The following is a 17,044-nucleotide window of genomic DNA, read 5'->3' on the forward strand; positions in this document are numbered from 1 at the left end:
CCACGAGGACACTATGGAAGCACTAAAACAGGGCGCAGACGCCTTGTTCATTCTGCTGGGCGCCGTGATGGTTCTGGCCATGCACGCCGGCTTTGCCTTTCTTGAGCTGGGCACGGTCCGGCAGAAAAACCAGGTCAATGCCTTGGTGAAGATCCTGGTGGATTTCTCGATTTCGACCGTGGTGTACTTCGTGGTCGGCTACGGCGTCGCCTACGGCACCCATTTCTTTGTGGGCGCAGAGGAACTGGCCGCCAAGAACGGCTATGAGCTGGTGAAGTTCTTCTTTTTGCTGACCTTTGCCGCGGCCATCCCGGCCATCATCTCGGGCGGCATTGCCGAACGCGCCCGCTTCTGGCCCCAGCTGATCGCCACCGCGGTGATCGTGGGCTTCATCTACCCCTTCTTCGAGGGCATCGCCTGGAACCAGCACTTTGGCGTGCAGGCCTGGATCAAGGCCTTGACGGGCGAGGAGTTCCACGACTTCGCCGGCTCGGTGGTGGTGCACGCGGTGGGCGGCTGGATCGCCCTGCCGGCCGTGGTGCTGCTGGGTTCGCGCGCCAACCGTTACCGCAAGGACGGCGCCATCTCGGCCCACCCGCCCTCGAACATCCCGTTTCTGGCGCTGGGCGCCTGGATTCTGGTGGTGGGCTGGTTCGGCTTCAACGTGATGAGCGCCCAGACCCTGGACAAGATCTCGGGCCTGGTGGCCGTGAATTCGCTGATGGCCATGGTGGGCGGCACGCTGGCGGCCCTGGTGCTGGGCAAGAACGACCCAGGCTTTGTGCACAACGGCCCGCTGGCCGGCCTGGTGGCCGTGTGCGCCGGCTCGGACCTGATGCACCCACTTGGGGCATTGGTGGTGGGCGCCGTGGCCGGCACGATCTTCGTGCTGATGTTCACCCTGACCCAGAACAAGTGGAAGATCGATGACGTGCTGGGCGTGTGGCCCCTGCACGGCCTGTGCGGCACCTGGGGCGGCGTGGCCGCCGGCCTGTTCGGCAGCAAGGCCTTGGGCGGCCTGGGCGGCGTGAGCCTGGGTGCCCAGTTGATCGGCACCGCCATGGGGGTGGCGTGGGCCGCCGTGGGCGGCCTGGTGGTCTATGGCCTGCTCAAGGTCACGCTGGGGCTGCGCCTGTCGCAGGAGGAAGAGTTCGAGGGCGCCGACCTGTCGATCCACAAGATCCGCTCCACCCCGGACCGCGAGGTCAGCTGGTAATTCACCAGACGCCAAGCGATCGCAGCGCGTCCTCAGGGGCGCGTTTTTGTTGGGCGTTCAGCGTTGAAACCAGCGCGCCAACAGCGCATCCAAGGACCAGCGGCCGGTGCCGAAAATCGCCAGCGCCGCCAGCAGGCTGCCCCAGAACACATGGCCTTGCAGCGCCTCCGACGAGATCTCGGACAGAGACAGCACGGCCATGATGTTCACCACCGACAGACCCAGCGCCGGGATGCGACCGGCCAAACCCAGCACCAGCAGCACCGGCAGCCCGACCTCGCCAGCCGTGCCCATCACCGCCGCGAGGGCCGGTGGCAACAAGGGCACGTGGTACTCGTCCTGGAACAAGGCCAGCGTGATGTCCCAATCACGCAGCTTGGTCAGGCCAGACAAAAAGAACACCTGAGCCACATAGAGGCGGGCCAGCAAGGCGGCCACGGGCTGCAGGGCATCCAGCCCCCCCACCAGCAAGGCGTAGGGCTTCAGGATCGGGTGGCTTGTGGGGGTCATGGGAATCTCCGTGGCATCGTTGTTCAGTGGGCAATGGCATCGCGCACAGCCAGCACCAGGCCTTGCGTGACGGCCTCTTGCAGCCAGGCCCCCAGGTCCAGCCCGGGGTGGTGTACCTCCAGCCACTGCATGGCCGCGCCCAGGCTGGGCTGGGTGTGCAGGGCCTGCAGCCAGGCGGCTTCGGCCGCATCGATCAGGCGCACGCGCGGGCGCCAGCCCTGGCGCCAGAACACAGCCCGCTCGGCCTCGCCCGCCTGCAGGCGCTGGCCGGCGGCCTGCAGCGCCTGGGCCGCCGGCTCAGCGCCTCCATCGCCAGGGCCATGGGCCAGCAGGACAGAGATCACCGCCGCCTCGAAAGCCAGCACCTGGGTGCCTGCGGACAGTTCCAGGCGCAGCTGATCGGGGTCTTCCTGCACCAGACGCGCCAGCGTGCCGGGTTCGGGCAAGGGGTCGGGTGCGGTGGCCAGTTGGTGCAACACCCACTCGGCCCGGGCCAACTCAGGCAACCAGGCGGGCAGTTCATGCTCGGGCCCCAGACGGCCCAGCCAGTCGGGCAAATCCGCCCCCCAGCAAGCCAGGTCGCCGCGCAGGGGCGGGCAGTCCAGCCAATGGTCACGGGCCAGGGCCGCCAAGGTGGCTTCGCCCACACATTGGCGCAGCACGGGGTAGGCGGCCGCCAGGGCGCGCTCGGCCACCGCACGGGCGTTGCGTTGGTAGGCCGGCAAACCCGCTTCACCCGAGGGCACCGCGGTGGCGGGCGACCACAGCGCGGCCAGCAGCGCCGCCTGCTGCGCCAGCAGGGTCTCGCTCATGGGGCACACCCCGCCAACGCGCCTGCAGCCTGCCGGGCCTGGTCCATCAGCACGGCCCAGGGCGGCAGATCGGTGTCCCATTCGATCAGGGTGGGGCGCGGGCCCCAGCGCGACACGGCGTACCGGTACAGCGCCCAGACGGGCTCGCTGGTCGGGCTGCCATGGTCGTCGATCAGCCATTCGCCGGTGTCGGCATGGCCGGCCAGGTGGATCTCGGCCACGCACTCGGCGGGCACCGCATCAAGCCAGGCCCGGGAGACCTCCAGCAGACCCTCAAGGGGCTCCGGCACCTGGGCACCGTGGTGGCGGCGCCAGGCGTTGCGGGCATTGACGTGCAGGTTGTTCAAATCGACCAGCAGCCCGCAGCCGGTGCGCCGGGCCAATTCGACGAGGAACTGCACTTCAGAAAAATCATGCTCGGCCCAGCTCAGGTAGGCCGACAGGTTCTCGACCGCCAGCGGGCGGCGCAGCCGGTCTTGCACCTGCTGCACATGGCTGGCCATCAGGTTCAGCGACTCGGTGGTCCAGGGCACGGGGAGCAGATCGGCGGCATGCACCGTCTGACCACGCAGGGCCCCGCGTGAAAAACTGGCGTGGTCGCTGACGCGCACCGGATCGACGCGCGCCACCAACTCGGCCAACTGGTCCAGATGCCAGGGGTCCAGCCCCACGGCCGAGCCCAGCGACAGGCCCACCCCGTGCAGGCTGATGGGGTGTTGCTCGCGGGCCTGCATCAGCACCCCGAGCGCGGCGCCCCCGGCGCCGAAGAAGTTCTCGGAGTGCACCTCGAGAAAGCCCGGGGCAGGCGCGCCTTGCAGCAGCTCGGCATAGTGGGGCTGGCGCCAGCCCAGGCCCACCCAGGACTCGGGTGAACGCAGGGCTTGCAAGGGCTCGGACATGGAATGCTCCTGCTCAGGCAACTTCAGCCTCAGCCCTTCTTGCCGGCAGCCATCTTGGCTTCGTCCATGGTCAGGCCCGACATCTGCTTGCACGTGCCCTTGGCCACGTACTTCCAGTCGGCCTTGGACATGTCTTCCTTGGCCTGGCCGGCACACGAATGGCTGCCACTGAGGTTGGCGCAGTCATTCTGGCCCGCCTTGGCGATGCCGAAGCATTTTTCCTTGGCCGTGTCTTGCGCCAGCACGGGGCCGGAAGCCAGCAGGGCGGAGGACAGCAAAGAGGCGGCAGCAGCGGCAAACAAAGCACGTTGGTTCATGGAAAACTCCTGGGGTGACGTTGAAGAAAATGACTTTCAACCGGGGCCCGTGAAGGCCAATCAAATCGCCGGTTGAGGGTGAGTCGGCCCGGCACGGCGATTCTTACAAGATTGGTGAAATATTTTTTTGCAAGCCTTTCAGTGCTTTGCATGTCATGCCGTTTCAATACACTGCGGCCATGAGTTTCGAACACCAGCTGGCCGAACACCGGCCCTATCTGATCAAGTTTGCGCGACTGCAGTTGCGCAACGAGACCTGGGCCGAGGACGCGGTGTCCGAGACCTTGCTGGCGGCCCTGAGCCGACCCCAGGCGTTTCAACAGCAATCGCAACTGAAGACCTGGCTGGTGGGCATCCTGAAGCACAAGGTGGTCGACCAGATGCGCCAGCGCGCCCGCGAAGTGGTGCTGGACACCGGTGACGACGAGGGCGATGAACTGGAAGCCCTGAGCTTCACCGCCGACGGCCACTTTGCCCAGACCCCGCTCGACTGGGGCAACCCAGAGCAGCAATTACAGTCGCGCCAATTCATCGAAGTGCTGGAGACCTGCACCGAACGCCTGCCGGCGGCCATGGGTCGCGTGTTTCTGATGCGCGAATGGCTGGAGCTGTCGTGCGAAGAAATCTGCCTGGAACTCAAACTGAGCCCGAACCACCTGTATGTGCAACTGCACCGGGCCCGCTTGCGGCTGCGGGAGTGCCTTGAAATCCACTGGTTCGGCATGCCCCGGAGGGTCACGCCATGATCTTGCGACGCAACTGCAAGGAGGTGGCCGCCCTGCTGCTGGCCCGAGAAGACCGCCAGCTGGGCCTGAAAGAGAAGCTGGCGCTGCGGCTGCACCTGGCCGCCTGCGATGCCTGCCCCCTGTTTGCCAAACAGGTGCTGACCCTGCGCAGCGCCTTCACCCAATGGCGACATCAGGCGGACTCTGGCGAAGCCGACAATTCCGCCCCACCTGGCGATCAACCCTGACACCAAAATGACATGTCACCGGCGCCGCCGATATCGGCCATGAATCGGATTTGTTTTTTTTCGGTTCATTTCCGGCAAAGAAACAAAAAACGCTTGCATTTTTCAATACACCATGGTTTTAATGCAGAAGCATGGCTTCGATTCCATGCAAGCTTGCGGTGATCGGTCAGGTTCGCGTCCGAAGTGTGCGTTTTCGGGACTCCATCGCTTTGTTAATGTGTTTTTGAGGAGTCCCTTGATGGGCAACAAACTGTACGTCGGCAACCTGCCTTACTCGGTGCGCGACAACGACCTGGAACAGGCTTTTGGCCAATTTGGTGCTGTGACCAGCGCCAAGGTCATGATGGAGCGTGACACCGGCCGCTCGAAGGGTTTCGGCTTTGTGGAAATGGCGAGCGACGCCGAAGCACAATCCGCCATCAACGGCATGAACGGTCAATCCCTCGGTGGCCGCAGCGTGGTGGTCAACGAAGCCCGCCCGATGGAACCCCGTCCCCCGCGTAGCGGTGGCGGCTTCGGCGGCGGCGGTGGTGGCGGCTACGGTGGTGGCGGCCGCAGCGGCGGCGGTGGTGGCGGCTTCGGCGGCGGCCGCAGCGGTGGTGGTGGCGGCGAAGGCGGCTTCCGCAGCCCCTACGGCGCTGGCCCGCGTGGCGGCAACGGCGGTGGCCGTGGCGGCTACGGCGGTGGTGGCGGCGGCGGCTACGGCGGCGGCAACAGCTACTGATCGGTTTTGAACCGTACGCACCTGGGCGTTCAACCAGGCAGGCAAAAGGCTCCCCAGGGAGCCTTTTTCTTTGGGTGGCCCACCCACAGCGCCAAACCGGGGCCCGCCGCTGGACGGTCTGGGCTCAGCCCTGCGATGACTGCCGGTGCTTGCGAGGGCGGCCCACCAGCAGGCGGTCGAACCAGGCATTGGGCAGGGCGCGCAACAGGCTGGCCACCACCCCCATCTGCCAAGGAATGACGCGGTATCGCACGCCCGCGAGGATGGCCCGGTAAGCGCTCTCGGCGAAGGCCTCGGGGCTCATGAGAAAGGGCATGCCGTAGCGGTTCTGGCGGGTCAGGGGCGTATCCACATAGCCGGGGCAGATCGTGACCACCTTCACGCCATGGGGGCGCATCTCACCGCGCAGGCTCTCGCAATAGCTGATCACACCGGCCTTGCTGGCGCAATAGCCCCCATGGCCCGGCAGGCCACGGATGCCGGCCACGCTGCCCACGCCGACCAGGGTGCCGGCACCGCGCTGGACCATGCCAGTGATGAAAGGGTGGAAGGTGGCCGCCAGACCGATGTTGTTGGTGGCAAAGATGCGGGCCAGCACCGCCAGATCCTCGCGCTCGGCGGTGTCCACCCCCACGCTGATGCCGGCATTGGCCACCACCACGTCGGGCAAGCCCTGTTGCTGCAGACAGGCCTGACCCGCCGCCACGATCTCATCGGTCACCGACACATCGGCCGGGTAGAGGGCGTAGCGCTCAGGGGCCAGGCCCTGCTGGTCGGCCCAGGCCTGCATCTCGGCGTGGCGCCGTGCCACCAGGGCCAGGCGCCAGCCGGCTTGGTAAAAACGCCAGGCCAGGGCCTGGCCGATGCCGCTGGAGGCACCGGTGATGAACACCAGGGGGCGCTGCGGCGGGCTCATGCGGCCCTCAGCGCCTGGGCTTCACGGCCACACCCGGCACCAGGGTGCCGTGCACATGGCCGCGCAGTTCGAGGGTGCGGGCCAGGTTGTCGAAATCCATGGCGTCGCCGGTGAAACGGTCATCGCCCCGGATCAGCACCACGGGCAGGTGGCTGCGCACTTTCTCGGTGTCGGTGAAGGCGTGCAGGAATTCGCTGCGGAACTCCATGCGCGGCGCCACCCGCCCGCTGGCATCGGTGAAAGGCTCGCGCACCACCACCGCATTGCCGAACAACTGCACCTCGGTGCTGTCGCTGTTGCTCAAGGCCCGCTTGGCGGTGGCCACCGTGACCTGGCCCTCGGCGCTGTAGGAGCGCAGATGGACCTGGTCGATCTCCAGCGTGTCGGTGTCGGGGTAATGGCGCGCCTCGGTGCCGCGCACCTCGCTTTTCAGGCGGCCCTGGGGGTCAAAGGTCTTGACCGCGAAGTCGCGCATGAAATAGTCGGGCTCGTGGCGCGGCGCCTGCTGCGGGCCGGCGGGGGAGAACACCGGGGTGGTGCGCACCAGCCAATAGGTGCCCAGGGCCAGCACGCCCATGAGCATCACGGGCAGGTAGATGGACAGGTGATCGAGGAGCAGGCGCAACAGGCCCAGGGCCGGCCGGCGCCGTGGCAGGGTGGCGGTGCTCATGAGGCGGCGTCCTGCAGCAGGCCGGCGTAGCGGCCGCTGGCCACCAGCAGCAGGTCGCAGAACTCACGCCCGGCCCCTTCGCCCCCGCGCAGCCGGGTGACATAGCGGGCGCAGGCCAGGACTTCGGGGTGGGCATTGGCCGGCGCGGCGGCAAAGGCACAGCGGCGCAGCACGGGCAGGTCGGGCCAGTCGTCGCCAATGGCGGCGGCCTGCGACCAGTCCAGGCCCAGGGCCTGCAGGGTCTGCTCGGCGGCCGGCCGCTTGTCTTCGGTGCCGTAATGCACATGGGTGATGCCCAGGGCCTGCAGGCGCCGACGCAGCGGCTGCGAATCACGGCCCGTGATGACCACCGGGGTGATGCCGGCGCGGGGCAGCAACTTCAGGCCATGGCCATCCAGGGTGCTGAAGCGCTTGAGCGTCTCGCCCGCCTCGCTGAAATACAGGCCGCCGTCGGTGAGCACACCGTCGACGTCAAAGAAGGCCACCTTCACGCCCTGGGCAGCCAGCAGCAGCTCGGGGTCGAAGCGCAGGGCGGGGAGCAAGGGCGCGAGGGGCGCCAGGGCGGTCACAGAGGCGGGGGCAGAAGGGTTCACAACGGGCTTTCTCAGATGACCTTGGCGCGCATCAGGTCGCCGATGTGCACGATGCCCACCAGGGTATCGTCGGGTTCGCAGACCAGCACGCTGGTGATGCTGTGCTGCTCCATCAGGCTGGCGGCGTCCACGGCCAGCGCATCGCTGCGGATGCGGCGCGGGCGCGGGTGCATCACCTCGCGGGCCACCACGCCGCGCAGATCCACGCCCTGCTCGATCAGGCGGCGCAGATCGCCGTCGGTGAAGATGCCCACCACGGCGCCGGCCTCATCGACCACGGCCGAGGCGCCCAGGCCCTTGACGCTCATCTCACGCATCAGCTCCAGGAAGGGCACCTCGGGCCGGACCCTGGGCACGGCATCCCCGCGCCGCATGACGTCGCCCACATGGGTGAGCAGCCTGCGGCCCAGGGCACCGCCCGGGTGGGAGCGCGCAAAGTCTTCGGCGCCAAAGCCCCGTGCTTCCAGCAGGGCCACGGCCAGAGCGTCGCCCAGGGCCATCTGGGCGGTGGTGCTGGCGGTGGGTGCCAGCTTGAGGGGGCAGGCCTCGGTTTCAACGCCGCTGTCGATCACCAGATCGGCGTGGCGCGCCAGCGAAGACTGGGCGCCGCCGGTCATGGCGATCAGCAAGGCCCCCAGGCGCTTGACCACGGGCAAGATGGCGTCCAGCTCGGCCGACTCACCGCTGTTGGAGATGGCCAGCACCACATCGGCCGCCGTGATCATGCCCAGGTCGCCGTGGCTGGCCTCGGCCGGGTGCACAAACAGGGCCGGGGTACCGGTGGAGGCCAGGGTGGCCGCGATCTTGCGGCCCACATGGCCGCTCTTGCCCATGCCGGTGACCACCACACGCCCCTGCGTGGCCAGGATGCGCCGCACCACCTCCACAAACGCGGCCCCGGTGCGGGCCTTGAGGCCCTGGACCGCAGCGGCCTCGATGTCAAAGGTTTGCAAGGCGCGGCTCAGCACCTGTTGGGGATCAAATGTCATGCCGGTGATTTTATCGACCGCACCATGCCCGCAACATCTGTGGGCTAGTATCGAACGCTATGACCTCACTGGAACTCACGCTGCTTTACCTGCTGGCCGCCGTGCTGGGCGTGGTGGGCTGCCGCAGCCTGAAGCTGCCCCCGATGCTGGGCTACCTGATCGCGGGCGTGCTGATCGGCCCCCATGCACTGGCCCTGGCCCAGAACTCGGAAGGGGTGCGCCACCTGGGCGAGTTCGGGGTGGTGTTCCTGATGTTCGCGATCGGGCTGGAGTTCAGCCTGCCCAAACTGCGCGCCATGCGCCGCCATGTGTTCGGCCTGGGCCTGTTGCAGGTGCTGCTGACCATCGGCCTGGGCACGTTGGGTTCGCTGTTCCTGTCGGTGCTGGCGCCCACGCTCTGGAAGATGGGCTGGCAGACGGCCCTGGCCCTGTCCGGCGCCATGGCCATGAGCAGCACGGCCATCGTGGTCAAGCTGATGGCCGAGCGGCTGGAGCTGGAGAGCGAGCACGGCAAGCGGGTGATGGGCGTGCTGCTGTTCCAGGATCTGGCCGTGGTGCCCCTGCTGGTGCTGATCCCGGCCCTGAGCAGCCCGCCCAACCAGTTGCTGACCGAGCTGGGCGTGGCCATGCTGAAAGCCGGTGCGCTGGTGGCCCTGCTGCTGGTGGGGGGGCAGCGCGTGATGCGCTGGTGGCTCACCCTGGTGGCGCGGCGCAAGAGCGATGAGCTGTTCATGCTCAACCTGCTGCTGATCACCCTGGGCCTGTCCTGGCTCACCGAGACCGCCGGGCTGAGCCTGGCGCTGGGCGCCTTCATTGCCGGCATGCTGGTGTCCGAGACCGAATACAAGCACCAGGTGGAGATCGACATCCGCCCCTTCCACGACGTGCTGCTGGGGCTGTTCTTCATCACCATCGGCATGATGCTGGACTGGCACATCGTGCTCGAGCGCTGGGGCCTGGTGCTGGTGCTGCTGCTGATGCCGGTGCTGCTCAAGCTCACCCTGGTGGCGGTGCTGGCCCGCACCCTGGGCGCCACGGCCGGGGTGTCGCTGCGCACCGGCCTGTACCTGGCCCAGGCCGGTGAGTTCGGCTTTGTGCTGCTGTCGCTGGCGCAAGAGCACAAGCTGCTGTCGCCCGAGCTGACCAACCCGATCCTGGCGGCCATGGTGCTGTCGATGCTGGCCACGCCGTTTCTGATCATGTACAGCAACCGGATCGTGATGAAGCTGGTGGCCAGCGAATGGCTGCAGCAGTCGCTGCAGATGACCACCATTGCGCGCAAATCGATCAACACCAGCAAGCACGTGATCATCTGCGGCTATGGCCGCTGCGGCCAGAACCTGGCACGCATGCTGGAGCGCGAAGGCATTCCCTACATGGCGCTCGACCTCGACCCCGACCGGGTGCGCAAGGCGGCGGCCGCCGGCGACTCGGTGGTGTTTGGCGATGCGGCCCGGCTGCAGGCCCTGATGGCCGCGGGCCTGGCCCGGGCCAGCGCGGTGGTGGTGACCTACCTGGAAGTGCCCAGCGCCCTGAAGGTGCTGGCCAATGCGCGTTCGCACGCGGCCCATGTGCCGGTGATCGTGCGCACCCAGGACGATCACGATCTGGAAAAGCTGCAGGCCGCCGGCGCCACCGAGGTGGTGCCCGAGGCGATCGAAGGCTCGCTGATGCTGGCCAGCCACGCCCTGGCCCTGGTCGGGGTGCCCATGCGCCGGGTGATCCGCGTGGTGCAGGACCAGCGCGATGCACGCTACAACCTGCTGCGGGGCTACTTCCACGGGGCCGACGATGACACCGGGCTGGAGCGCGATCAGGAGCGGCTGCACACCGTCACCCTGCCCGAAGCCAGCCGCCAGGCCGGCCGCCTGCTGGGCCACCTGGTGCTGCAGGCGATGGGGGTGCGGGTGCTCAGCCTGCGCCGGCACGGCGGGCAATTGGCGCCCATTGCGGATGACACGCCGCTGATGCCCGGCGACACCCTGGTGTTGTCCGGTCGCCCAGAACCCCTGGCCCTGGCCGAGGAAAAGCTGCTGCGGGGGTGATCAGCTGAAAGAGCGCTGGCTCAGGCTGCCTCGCGCACGGCCAGGTCCAACGGCCGCCCCTCGGACTGCTCATAGCGTCGGATGCGGTCGATCAGGCCCTGGGTGAGCTTCTGGCCGGCTGCCAGCAACACCACGCCCTCGGGGGTGGTGAGGTCCTTGCCCAGCACCATGCCGGGGGCCAGGCCCTCGGCGCTGACCGGCTGGAGCTTGACCACCCGAGGCACTTCGACCTGGGTCAGCTGCAGGATCACGTCCACCACTTCCGGATCGAACTGGATGCCCCGGGCGCGCTGCATCAGCGTCTGGGCTTCGGCCTGCTTGAGCTGGGCCCCGGTCAGGTGGCCTTGCAGCAGGTCGTCCCAGGTGTCGGCCACGGCCAGGATGCGGCTGCCCAAGGGGATGGCACTGCCAGCGATCTTGTCGGGGTAGCCCTTGCCATCAAACCGCTCGTGGTGGGCGCGGATCAGGCTGGCCACGGCCTGCATGTCGTCCAGCGCCATCAGGGACTGGGCGCCCAGCGCGGCATGGCGCTGGTAGAGCTGCATTTCGTCCGGCGTGTAGCGGCCCACCGGCTTGGCCAGCAGGGTGTCGGGCACCGCCATGAAGCCGATGTCGTGCAGCAGGCCCGCCACAAAGATGTCCTGCACCTGGTCGCTGGGCACTTCCATGGCCACGGCGATGCGCCGCGCCAGATCGGCCACCCGCTTGCCATGGCCGCCCAGCAGGCCGTTGCGCATTTCCAGCAGGCCCGCAAACACGCGGATGGTGGTGAGGTAGTTCTTCTTGAGCCTGTCGTGCGCCACGCCCAGCTCGGCCGTGCGTTCGGCCACCCGCTGCTCAAGACCGGTGTTGAGCACCTGGAGTTCTTCGTTCTGTACCTGGGTGAGTTGCTGCAGACGGTCGCGCTCACGCTGCAGAATCTGACGCTCGGCGGCCTGACGCACGGTCAGGCGCAGCTCGGTCTCGTCCCAGGGCTTGTGGATGTAGCGGTAGATCTGGCCCTCGTTGATGGCCAGGATGGTGGCATCCATGTCGGCATAGCCGGTGAGCAGCACCCGGGCGGTGCCGGGCCAGCGGGCGCGCACCTCGGCCAGCAGGCGGGCACCATCCATCACGGGCATGCGCATGTCGCTGACCACCACATCCACCGGCTCGGCTTCGAGCAGCGCCAGCGCCTCGGCCCCACTGCCGGCGGTGAGGATGCGACAGCCCTCGGTGCGCAGCACCCGGCGCAAGGCCGACAGGATGCTGGGCTCATCGTCCACGCACAGCACGCTCCAGGACGCCATCAAGGCGCTGTCGGGGTTGACAACAGGGGTCTCGTCCATGGCGGTCCTCAGGCCGGCTGCGCCTGGCGCACGGGCAAGGTGATGCGAAAACGGGTGCCCTGCCCCAGTTGGGAGCTGACCTCCATGCGCCCGGCATGCTTCTGGACGATGCCGTAGGACAGCGACAGCCCCAGTCCCGTGCCCTGGCCCACCGGCTTGGTGGTGAAGAAGGGGTCAAAGATGCGTGACAGGTTCTCGGGGGCGATGCCACAGCCATTGTCGGCCACCTCGATCCACACCTCGGAGCCCTCATGCCCGGTGCGCAGCGTGATGGTGCCGCGCTCGGCCGTGATGGCATGGGCCGCATTGACCAGCAGGTTCATGAACACCTGGTTGATTTCCGAGGGCAGGCATTGCACCTCGGGCAGTTCGCCGAACTCACGCACCACGTCGGCCTTGTATTTGATTTCGTTGTTGACGATGTTGAGCGTGGAATTGAGGCCGTTGTGCAGGTTGACCCATTCCCACTCCTGGCGGGCGTCGACGCGGGAGAAATCCTTCAGGTCCTGCACGATCTTGCGCACCCGCTGGATGCCGTCGCGCGACTCATTCATGAGGCTGGGGATGTCGTCCTTGAGGTATTCGATCTCCAGTTCTTCGTACAGGGCGCGCAGACGGGCGGCCACCGGGCTGCTGCCCAGCTCGCTTTCGGCCTGCTCGTAGGCCGACAGCATCTGGAACAGGTCCTGCAGGTACTTCTCGAGGGTGCTGAAGTTGGAGAAGATGAAACCGATGGGGTTGTTGATCTCGTGCGCCACCCCGGCAGCCAGTTGCCCGATGGAGGCCAGCTTCTCCGACTGGATCAGCTTGGTGCGGGCATCGGAGAGCTTGCCGTTGAGCTCCTTGAGCTCTTCGTTGGCCTTGAGCAGCTCGCTGACCATGGCACGGACCTGCTCCATGGACATCTGGTCCAGCAGGGCATCAGGCAAGCCGTTTTCGGGAAGTTCGATGTTCATGCCGCAATCTCCTGCTTGGGACGAAGGATCGCCCTCAGTTGTTCGAACTCTTGCTCGACACGGGCCAGCAGGCGCGGCATGTTCTGCCGCGTTGGGGCCAGGCGGCTCCAGGCGCCTGGGTGCAGCGGGGGAACCGCCTCATGGGCCACGCCGGCCAGATCCAGGGCGTGCACCAGCGCATTGGCGCCGTGCACCAGGTCCGTGAGACTGAGCTGCGCACTGTCAGGTGGGTTGTGGTGCCGTTCAATGGCCTGCACCACCTCGGGCGCAAAATGCCAATGCCCAGCCAGCCAGGCCCCCACCTCGGCGTGCGAGACCCCCAGCAGGGCCAGCTCGGCCTGCAGGTGCGGGGCGTCGTTCTCAACCGCCCACTGCAGGGCCTGCGCCATCTCTACGGGATAGAGGCTGTCCAACACCAGCAGGCCGACATCGTGCAGCAGGCCGGCCGTGAAGGCGGAGGCCTCGTCCAGGCCCTGCTCCTCGGCCAGGGCACGGGCCGCCACAGCACAGCCGATGGAATGGCACCAGAACTCCTCCAGGTGCAGCGCCTTGCCATGCATCTGGTCGAACTGCACGGTCAGCACCGCGGCCAGCACCAGGGTGCCCAGCGGACGCAGGCCCAGGATATTGATGCCGTCCCGGATCGAGGTGATGCGCCCCGACATGCCATAGAACGGCGAATTGGCCAGTTGCAGCACCTTGGCTGCCAGGGCCTGGTCCAGCGAAAGCGTTTCGGCAATCGGATCCAGGTTCACGTCCTGTTGCTGCAGCAAGGACATGAGTTGAACCACCACCGCAGGCAGTGAGGGCAAGGCGTGCACCTGATCGATGCAACGCGCCCGGTCCAGCGGCAGAACGTGGGGCAGGTTCATTCGTGGACTCCACGGTGGTCGGCCAGGATCTGGCGCAGGGGGTGGGCCTGGCAGCGGCGGAACAGGTAGGCCAGCCGTGCGCCGGGCGTGGCGGGGTCCTCAGGCAGCCCGGCGACATCCAGCAGCACGACCGGGCCAGGCGGCGGCAAAGCCGGGGCAGGCGAGGCCGCTTCTTCAACAGGGATCAGGGTCTGTGCGGGCATGGTTCGTCAGGCCAATTCGTTGAACACCAGCAAATGCCCCCGGGGGACAGATGCACCAAAAGGCCGGGCACGGGCACGCCAGCGCCGGCCGGACCATTCGAAATCCAGCGCCTGCTCGCCCGGCTGCTCCCACAGCGGGGCCAGCCGGGCAGGCAGAACACTCGCGGCACACTGCCCCAGCAACAAGCGCTCGGCGCCCAGCAGCTGTTGGGCTGCCAGGTTGACCATCACCATCAGGCCTTCCGGGTCGATGCCGAACGCAGGCACCGGCAAGAGATCGAGCATGTCGCGCGCGGCTGTGGCGCGCGAGGCTTCCAGGCCCAACTGCGCCTGCTGGTTGCTCAGCACGCGCTCCAGACGGCCATTGAGCACCGCCAGCTCCTCGTTGGCTTCGCGCACCTCCAGGGCCAGCCGCCGGTTCTCGTCGGCCATGCCTTTCTGGCTGAAGGCCTCCTGCACATGCACGCGCAGGCGCTCATCGTCCCAGGGCTTGGTCAGGAAGCGGTAGATGGCGCCTTCGTTGACGGCATCGGTGATGGACTGCAGCTCGGTGTAGCCCGACAGCACCATGCGCACGGTGTCGGGGTACAGCTCCTTGGCCCGACGCAGGAATTCGACCCCGGTCATGCCGGGCATGCGCTGGTCGGACAGCACCACATCGACCTCGTACTCGGCCATGCGCTGCAGGCCCTCGGCACCGCTGCTGGCGGTGACGATGCGGTAGCCGTCACGCCGGAACAGGCGTTTGAGCGCGGCCACGATGTTGGGCTCATCGTCCACCAGCAGCAGGGTGCGCTCGCGCTGGCGGCGCATGAAGCGTTCGGGCAGGCGCACGGCGCCGGCACGCAGCTGGCTCTCCAGCGTGGCCAGATCGACCACCGGGCTGAAAGCCGGGCCCTGGATGCGGTCACAGCCGTTGGCCACCAGCAGGGCCAATTGCCCATCGGTCTCCACGCCTTCGGCCAGCACCTTCATCTGCAGGCTGTGCGCCATGTTGATGATGGCCCGCGTGAGCGACACCGCGCCCGAGGCGGCCGTGACATCGGGCACACAGGAGCGGTGCACCTTGAGCACGTCCACCGGCAGGCTGCGCAGCAGGCTGAGGTTGGAGGAGCCGGTGCCAAAGTCATCGAGCGTGATCTCGATGCCCAGGGCGCGCAACTCGGCCAGCTTGCGCGCCATGTCGACCGAGTTGGCCATCAAGGCCTGCTCGGACACCTCCATGCCGATCAGCACCGAAGGCACGCCGTGGGCCAACAGCGCAAGCTGGAACTTGGCCACCAGGTCGGGCTGCTGCAGTTGCAGGGCCGAGTGGTTGAGCGCCAGGCGCAGGGGCTTGATGCCTTCATGCAACCAGTTCTGCAGCACGGTGCAGGCCGCTTCGCGCTGCCAGTCGCCCAGCATCACGATCAGGCCAGTGTGGCGGGCCACGGGCAGAAACTCTTCCGCGGGCACCTCACCCAGCTCCCGGCTGTGCCAATGCATCAGCACCTCGGCGCCCATGGCCAGGCCGCTGGCCAGGTCGATCTGCAGTTGAAAGCGCAGCTGGAGTTCGTCGCGTTCAACCGCGTGTCGCAGCCCCGCCTCGAGGGCCAGACGACGCTTGGCCTGCTCGTTGATCTGCGGCGTGAAGAAGGCGATCTGATCCCCCGTGCCCTGCACCCCCTGGCGCGCGGTCTGAGCGGCCTCCAGCAGGCGGCTGGCGGTGTCGGCATCGGCCGGAAAGCGGGCCACCCCCACCAGCGGCACCGGCACGATCTCGGCAAAGCCCAGGCGCTCGGGCCGCCTCAAGGCCTCGACCACGCACCGTGCCATTTCGCGCCCGGCGGCGCCCTGGTCGGCCGCGCTGTCGGGGCAATCCCCCATCAACAGGGCAAACTCACCGCCACCCACCCGGGCCACCACATGCTCGGCGCCGCCCAGGGCGCTCAGTCGCGCCGCCACCGCCATGGCCATGGCGTCACCCGCGCCATAGCCCATGGACTGTGAGAGCTGGTCGATCTGCTCGATGTGGATGGACAGCAGGGTGATGGGCCGCGGGTCCCAGCTGGCCGCATGCACGGCGGCGTCCAGGCGGTCCAGCAGCTGATTGCGGTTGGCCAGGCCCGTGACCTCGTCGTGGTTGGCCAGTTCCTGGATGCGGTGCTCGGCCTCGCGCTGGGCGGTGATGTCCTGCAGGATCAGGTAGCCGTGGCGGCGGCCATCCGGCCCGGTCTCGACCATGCCGCGGTGCAGGATCTCCAGGCGCGAGCCATCGGCCCGCATCAGGCGGTGCTGAAATTCAAAGGGTTCGTCGTCGATGGCCGCGCCCCAGATCGAGGCCACGTAGCCGCGTTCTTCCGGCGGCACCCAGCGCAGCAGCCGCCAGGCGGCGATGCCCCCCACGGGCAGGGTGTGCCCCAGCAGCGCCCCCAGCCCGCGCGAGACCACGGCCAGCCCCTGGTCCAGATCCAGTTCGGCCGAGCCGGTGCGGCACATGCCCTCGGCCTGCGCCAGCATGCGGGCCTGCCAGTCGGCCGAAAAGCTGATCCAGTCGAGCTGGCTGGCATTGACCAGGGTGATGATCTCGGCGTCGGGCCCCAGTGCCGCAACACGCCAGGAGAAGGCCCGCCCATTGAACTGCACACCGTTGGCCAGGTCGCAGGCCACGATGCGATGGTCTTCGCCCAGCCCGCGCAACTGGGGCCAGAACGTGGGCCAGCACTGGCGCAGCTGAGAGGGCTCCATCGAGGCTTCGTGCCCATCGCCCCCGAGCATGCGGGCAAAGCGCCGGTTCACCAGCCGGGGCTGGCCGGCCACCAGCAGACACAGGCCCAGCGGTGCCTGATCGAACAGCGTGGCCCGCAACACAGACTCGTCACAGGCGAGGCCTGGCGCGCCTGGCGCCAGGCTGCGCTCGCTGGGGGTAGGGCCTTCGCTTGACATGGGGGGCGTCCTTTGCGGCCCTTGGAAACGGTTTTCCAGCGGGGCTTTGACTCGCATATTACGAGTACAAACGATCCCGATCAAGCATTTTTAACA

Annotated in this window: 18 protein-coding genes; 5 read left to right on the forward strand and 13 right to left on the reverse strand. The window is 67.5% G+C overall.

What is annotated here, in order from left to right; translation table 11 throughout:
* Nucleotides 1–13 precede the first annotated feature (13 nt).
* Entirely contained in the window at nt 14–1,216 is a 1,203-nt protein-coding gene (locus L880_RS0105380) for an ammonium transporter (RefSeq protein ID WP_027474805.1), read from the forward strand.
* Nucleotides 1,217–1,273: 57 nt separating this feature from the next.
* Here L880_RS0105380 and L880_RS0105385 read toward each other — a convergent pair whose 3' ends face one another.
* From L880_RS0105385 to L880_RS0105400, 4 genes are read right to left on the reverse strand one after another with little or no spacing between them, the layout of a single operon-like run.
* Nucleotides 1,274–1,726 (reverse strand): DoxX family protein, encoded by a 453-nt coding sequence (locus tag L880_RS0105385; RefSeq protein ID WP_027474806.1) that lies wholly within the window; start codon nt 1,724–1,726, stop codon nt 1,274–1,276.
* 23 nt (nt 1,727–1,749) lie between these two features.
* Nucleotides 1,750–2,538 carry a DUF2063 domain-containing protein gene (locus L880_RS0105390; RefSeq protein ID WP_027474807.1) on the reverse strand — a complete coding sequence of 263 codons (789 nt, stop codon included), beginning with the start codon at nt 2,536–2,538 and terminating at the stop codon, nt 1,750–1,752.
* The gene (locus tag L880_RS0105395) at nt 2,535–3,437 is read right to left on the reverse strand and encodes an MbnB/TglH/ChrH family RiPP precursor modification enzyme (protein ID WP_051443081.1); all 903 of its coding nucleotides are present in this window, start codon (nt 3,435–3,437) and stop codon (nt 2,535–2,537) included. The genes L880_RS0105390 and L880_RS0105395 overlap by 4 nt, the downstream gene beginning before the upstream one ends.
* Nucleotides 3,438–3,466: 29 nt before the next feature.
* A complete protein-coding gene (locus tag L880_RS0105400; protein ID WP_027474809.1) occupies nt 3,467–3,754 on the reverse strand; it encodes a BufA1 family periplasmic bufferin-type metallophore in 288 nt (95 codons plus the stop codon).
* A 179-nt stretch (nt 3,755–3,933) separates the two neighbouring features.
* Here L880_RS0105400 and L880_RS0105405 point away from each other — a divergent pair, with 179 nt between their 5' ends.
* From L880_RS0105405 to L880_RS0105415, 3 genes are all read left to right on the forward strand, one after another.
* Nucleotides 3,934–4,500, forward strand: a complete 567-nt coding sequence (locus L880_RS0105405; protein WP_027474810.1) for a sigma-70 family RNA polymerase sigma factor — start codon at nt 3,934–3,936, stop codon at nt 4,498–4,500.
* Complete coding sequence (locus L880_RS31690) at nt 4,497–4,727, forward strand: zf-HC2 domain-containing protein (RefSeq protein WP_043328601.1); 231 nt, start codon at nt 4,497–4,499, stop codon at nt 4,725–4,727. The genes L880_RS0105405 and L880_RS31690 overlap by 4 nt, the downstream gene beginning before the upstream one ends.
* A 238-nt stretch (nt 4,728–4,965) precedes the next feature.
* On the forward strand, nt 4,966–5,451 hold the full coding sequence (locus tag L880_RS0105415) for an RNA recognition motif domain-containing protein (RefSeq protein WP_027474811.1): 486 nt from the start codon (nt 4,966–4,968) through the stop codon (nt 5,449–5,451).
* Nucleotides 5,452–5,575: 124 nt separating this feature from the next.
* Here the strand turns inward: L880_RS0105415 and L880_RS0105420 are convergent, their stop codons facing one another.
* Genes L880_RS0105420 through L880_RS0105435 form a run of 4 tightly spaced genes read right to left on the reverse strand, consistent with a single transcriptional unit; the run spans nt 5,576 to nt 8,619 of the window.
* Entirely contained in the window at nt 5,576–6,367 is a 792-nt protein-coding gene (locus tag L880_RS0105420) for an SDR family oxidoreductase (RefSeq protein WP_027474812.1), read from the reverse strand.
* 7 nt (nt 6,368–6,374) lie between these two features.
* Entirely contained in the window at nt 6,375–7,037 is a 663-nt protein-coding gene (gene lptC / locus L880_RS0105425; protein ID WP_051443082.1) for an LPS export ABC transporter periplasmic protein LptC, read from the reverse strand.
* On the reverse strand, nt 7,034–7,606 hold the full coding sequence (locus L880_RS0105430; RefSeq protein WP_027474814.1) for a KdsC family phosphatase: 573 nt from the start codon (nt 7,604–7,606) through the stop codon (nt 7,034–7,036). Before L880_RS0105430 ends, lptC begins: the two co-directional genes overlap by 4 nt.
* A 35-nt stretch (nt 7,607–7,641) precedes the next feature.
* Nucleotides 7,642–8,619, reverse strand: coding sequence for a KpsF/GutQ family sugar-phosphate isomerase (locus L880_RS0105435; RefSeq protein WP_043328603.1), 978 nt, complete (start codon nt 8,617–8,619; stop codon nt 7,642–7,644).
* A 59-nt stretch (nt 8,620–8,678) separates the two neighbouring features.
* Here L880_RS0105435 and L880_RS0105440 point away from each other — a divergent pair, with 59 nt between their 5' ends.
* The gene (locus tag L880_RS0105440) at nt 8,679–10,664 is read left to right on the forward strand and encodes a monovalent cation:proton antiporter family protein (protein WP_027474816.1); all 1,986 of its coding nucleotides are present in this window, start codon (nt 8,679–8,681) and stop codon (nt 10,662–10,664) included.
* 20 nt (nt 10,665–10,684) lie between these two features.
* On the opposite strand, the gene nosR is transcribed toward L880_RS0105440, so the two are convergent.
* The 5 genes from nosR to L880_RS34225 are packed head-to-tail and all read right to left on the reverse strand — an operon-like array spanning nt 10,685 to nt 16,948.
* Complete coding sequence (nosR, locus tag L880_RS0105445; protein WP_027474817.1) at nt 10,685–11,992, reverse strand: response regulator c-di-GMP phosphodiesterase, NosR family; 1,308 nt, start codon at nt 11,990–11,992, stop codon at nt 10,685–10,687.
* Between the two features lie 8 nt (nt 11,993–12,000).
* Nucleotides 12,001–12,948, reverse strand: a complete 948-nt coding sequence (locus tag L880_RS0105450) for an ATP-binding protein (protein WP_043328605.1) — start codon at nt 12,946–12,948, stop codon at nt 12,001–12,003.
* Complete coding sequence (locus L880_RS0105455) at nt 12,945–13,820, reverse strand: HDOD domain-containing protein (RefSeq protein WP_051443083.1); 876 nt, start codon at nt 13,818–13,820, stop codon at nt 12,945–12,947. Before L880_RS0105455 ends, L880_RS0105450 begins: the two co-directional genes overlap by 4 nt.
* Complete coding sequence (locus tag L880_RS0105460; protein ID WP_027474820.1) at nt 13,817–14,023, reverse strand: hypothetical protein; 207 nt, start codon at nt 14,021–14,023, stop codon at nt 13,817–13,819. Before L880_RS0105460 ends, L880_RS0105455 begins: the two co-directional genes overlap by 4 nt.
* A 6-nt stretch (nt 14,024–14,029) precedes the next feature.
* A complete protein-coding gene (locus tag L880_RS34225) occupies nt 14,030–16,948 on the reverse strand; it encodes an EAL domain-containing protein (RefSeq protein ID WP_051443084.1) in 2,919 nt (972 codons plus the stop codon).
* Nucleotides 16,949–17,044: the final 96 nt, after the last annotated feature.

Source organism: Curvibacter gracilis ATCC BAA-807 (genome assembly GCF_000518645.1).
Lineage (GTDB): Bacteria > Pseudomonadota > Gammaproteobacteria > Burkholderiales > Burkholderiaceae_C > Curvibacter > Curvibacter gracilis.

Bases quoted from the DNA above. Each gene is read 5' to 3' on its own strand.
- lptC (WP_051443082.1), bottom strand. From the start codon at position 7,037: ATGAGCACCGCCACCCTGCCACGGCGCCGGCCGGCCCTGGGCCTGTTG.
- L880_RS0105380 (WP_027474805.1), top strand. From the start codon at position 14: ATGGAAGCACTAAAACAGGGCGCAGACGCCTTGTTCATTCTGCTGGGC.
- L880_RS0105405 (WP_027474810.1), top strand. From the start codon at position 3,934: ATGAGTTTCGAACACCAGCTGGCCGAACACCGGCCCTATCTGATCAAG.
- L880_RS0105390 (WP_027474807.1), bottom strand. From the start codon at position 2,538: ATGAGCGAGACCCTGCTGGCGCAGCAGGCGGCGCTGCTGGCCGCGCTG.
- L880_RS34225 (WP_051443084.1), bottom strand. From the start codon at position 16,948: ATGTCAAGCGAAGGCCCTACCCCCAGCGAGCGCAGCCTGGCGCCAGGC.
- L880_RS0105460 (WP_027474820.1), bottom strand. From the start codon at position 14,023: ATGCCCGCACAGACCCTGATCCCTGTTGAAGAAGCGGCCTCGCCTGCC.
- L880_RS0105420 (WP_027474812.1), bottom strand. From the start codon at position 6,367: ATGAGCCCGCCGCAGCGCCCCCTGGTGTTCATCACCGGTGCCTCCAGC.
- nosR (WP_027474817.1), bottom strand. From the start codon at position 11,992: ATGGACGAGACCCCTGTTGTCAACCCCGACAGCGCCTTGATGGCGTCC.
- L880_RS0105400 (WP_027474809.1), bottom strand. From the start codon at position 3,754: ATGAACCAACGTGCTTTGTTTGCCGCTGCTGCCGCCTCTTTGCTGTCC.
- L880_RS0105385 (WP_027474806.1), bottom strand. From the start codon at position 1,726: ATGACCCCCACAAGCCACCCGATCCTGAAGCCCTACGCCTTGCTGGTG.
- L880_RS0105415 (WP_027474811.1), top strand. From the start codon at position 4,966: ATGGGCAACAAACTGTACGTCGGCAACCTGCCTTACTCGGTGCGCGAC.
- L880_RS0105435 (WP_043328603.1), bottom strand. From the start codon at position 8,619: ATGACATTTGATCCCCAACAGGTGCTGAGCCGCGCCTTGCAAACCTTT.
- L880_RS31690 (WP_043328601.1), top strand. From the start codon at position 4,497: ATGATCTTGCGACGCAACTGCAAGGAGGTGGCCGCCCTGCTGCTGGCC.
- L880_RS0105440 (WP_027474816.1), top strand. From the start codon at position 8,679: ATGACCTCACTGGAACTCACGCTGCTTTACCTGCTGGCCGCCGTGCTG.
- L880_RS0105450 (WP_043328605.1), bottom strand. From the start codon at position 12,948: ATGAACATCGAACTTCCCGAAAACGGCTTGCCTGATGCCCTGCTGGAC.
- L880_RS0105455 (WP_051443083.1), bottom strand. From the start codon at position 13,820: ATGAACCTGCCCCACGTTCTGCCGCTGGACCGGGCGCGTTGCATCGAT.
- L880_RS0105395 (WP_051443081.1), bottom strand. From the start codon at position 3,437: ATGTCCGAGCCCTTGCAAGCCCTGCGTTCACCCGAGTCCTGGGTGGGC.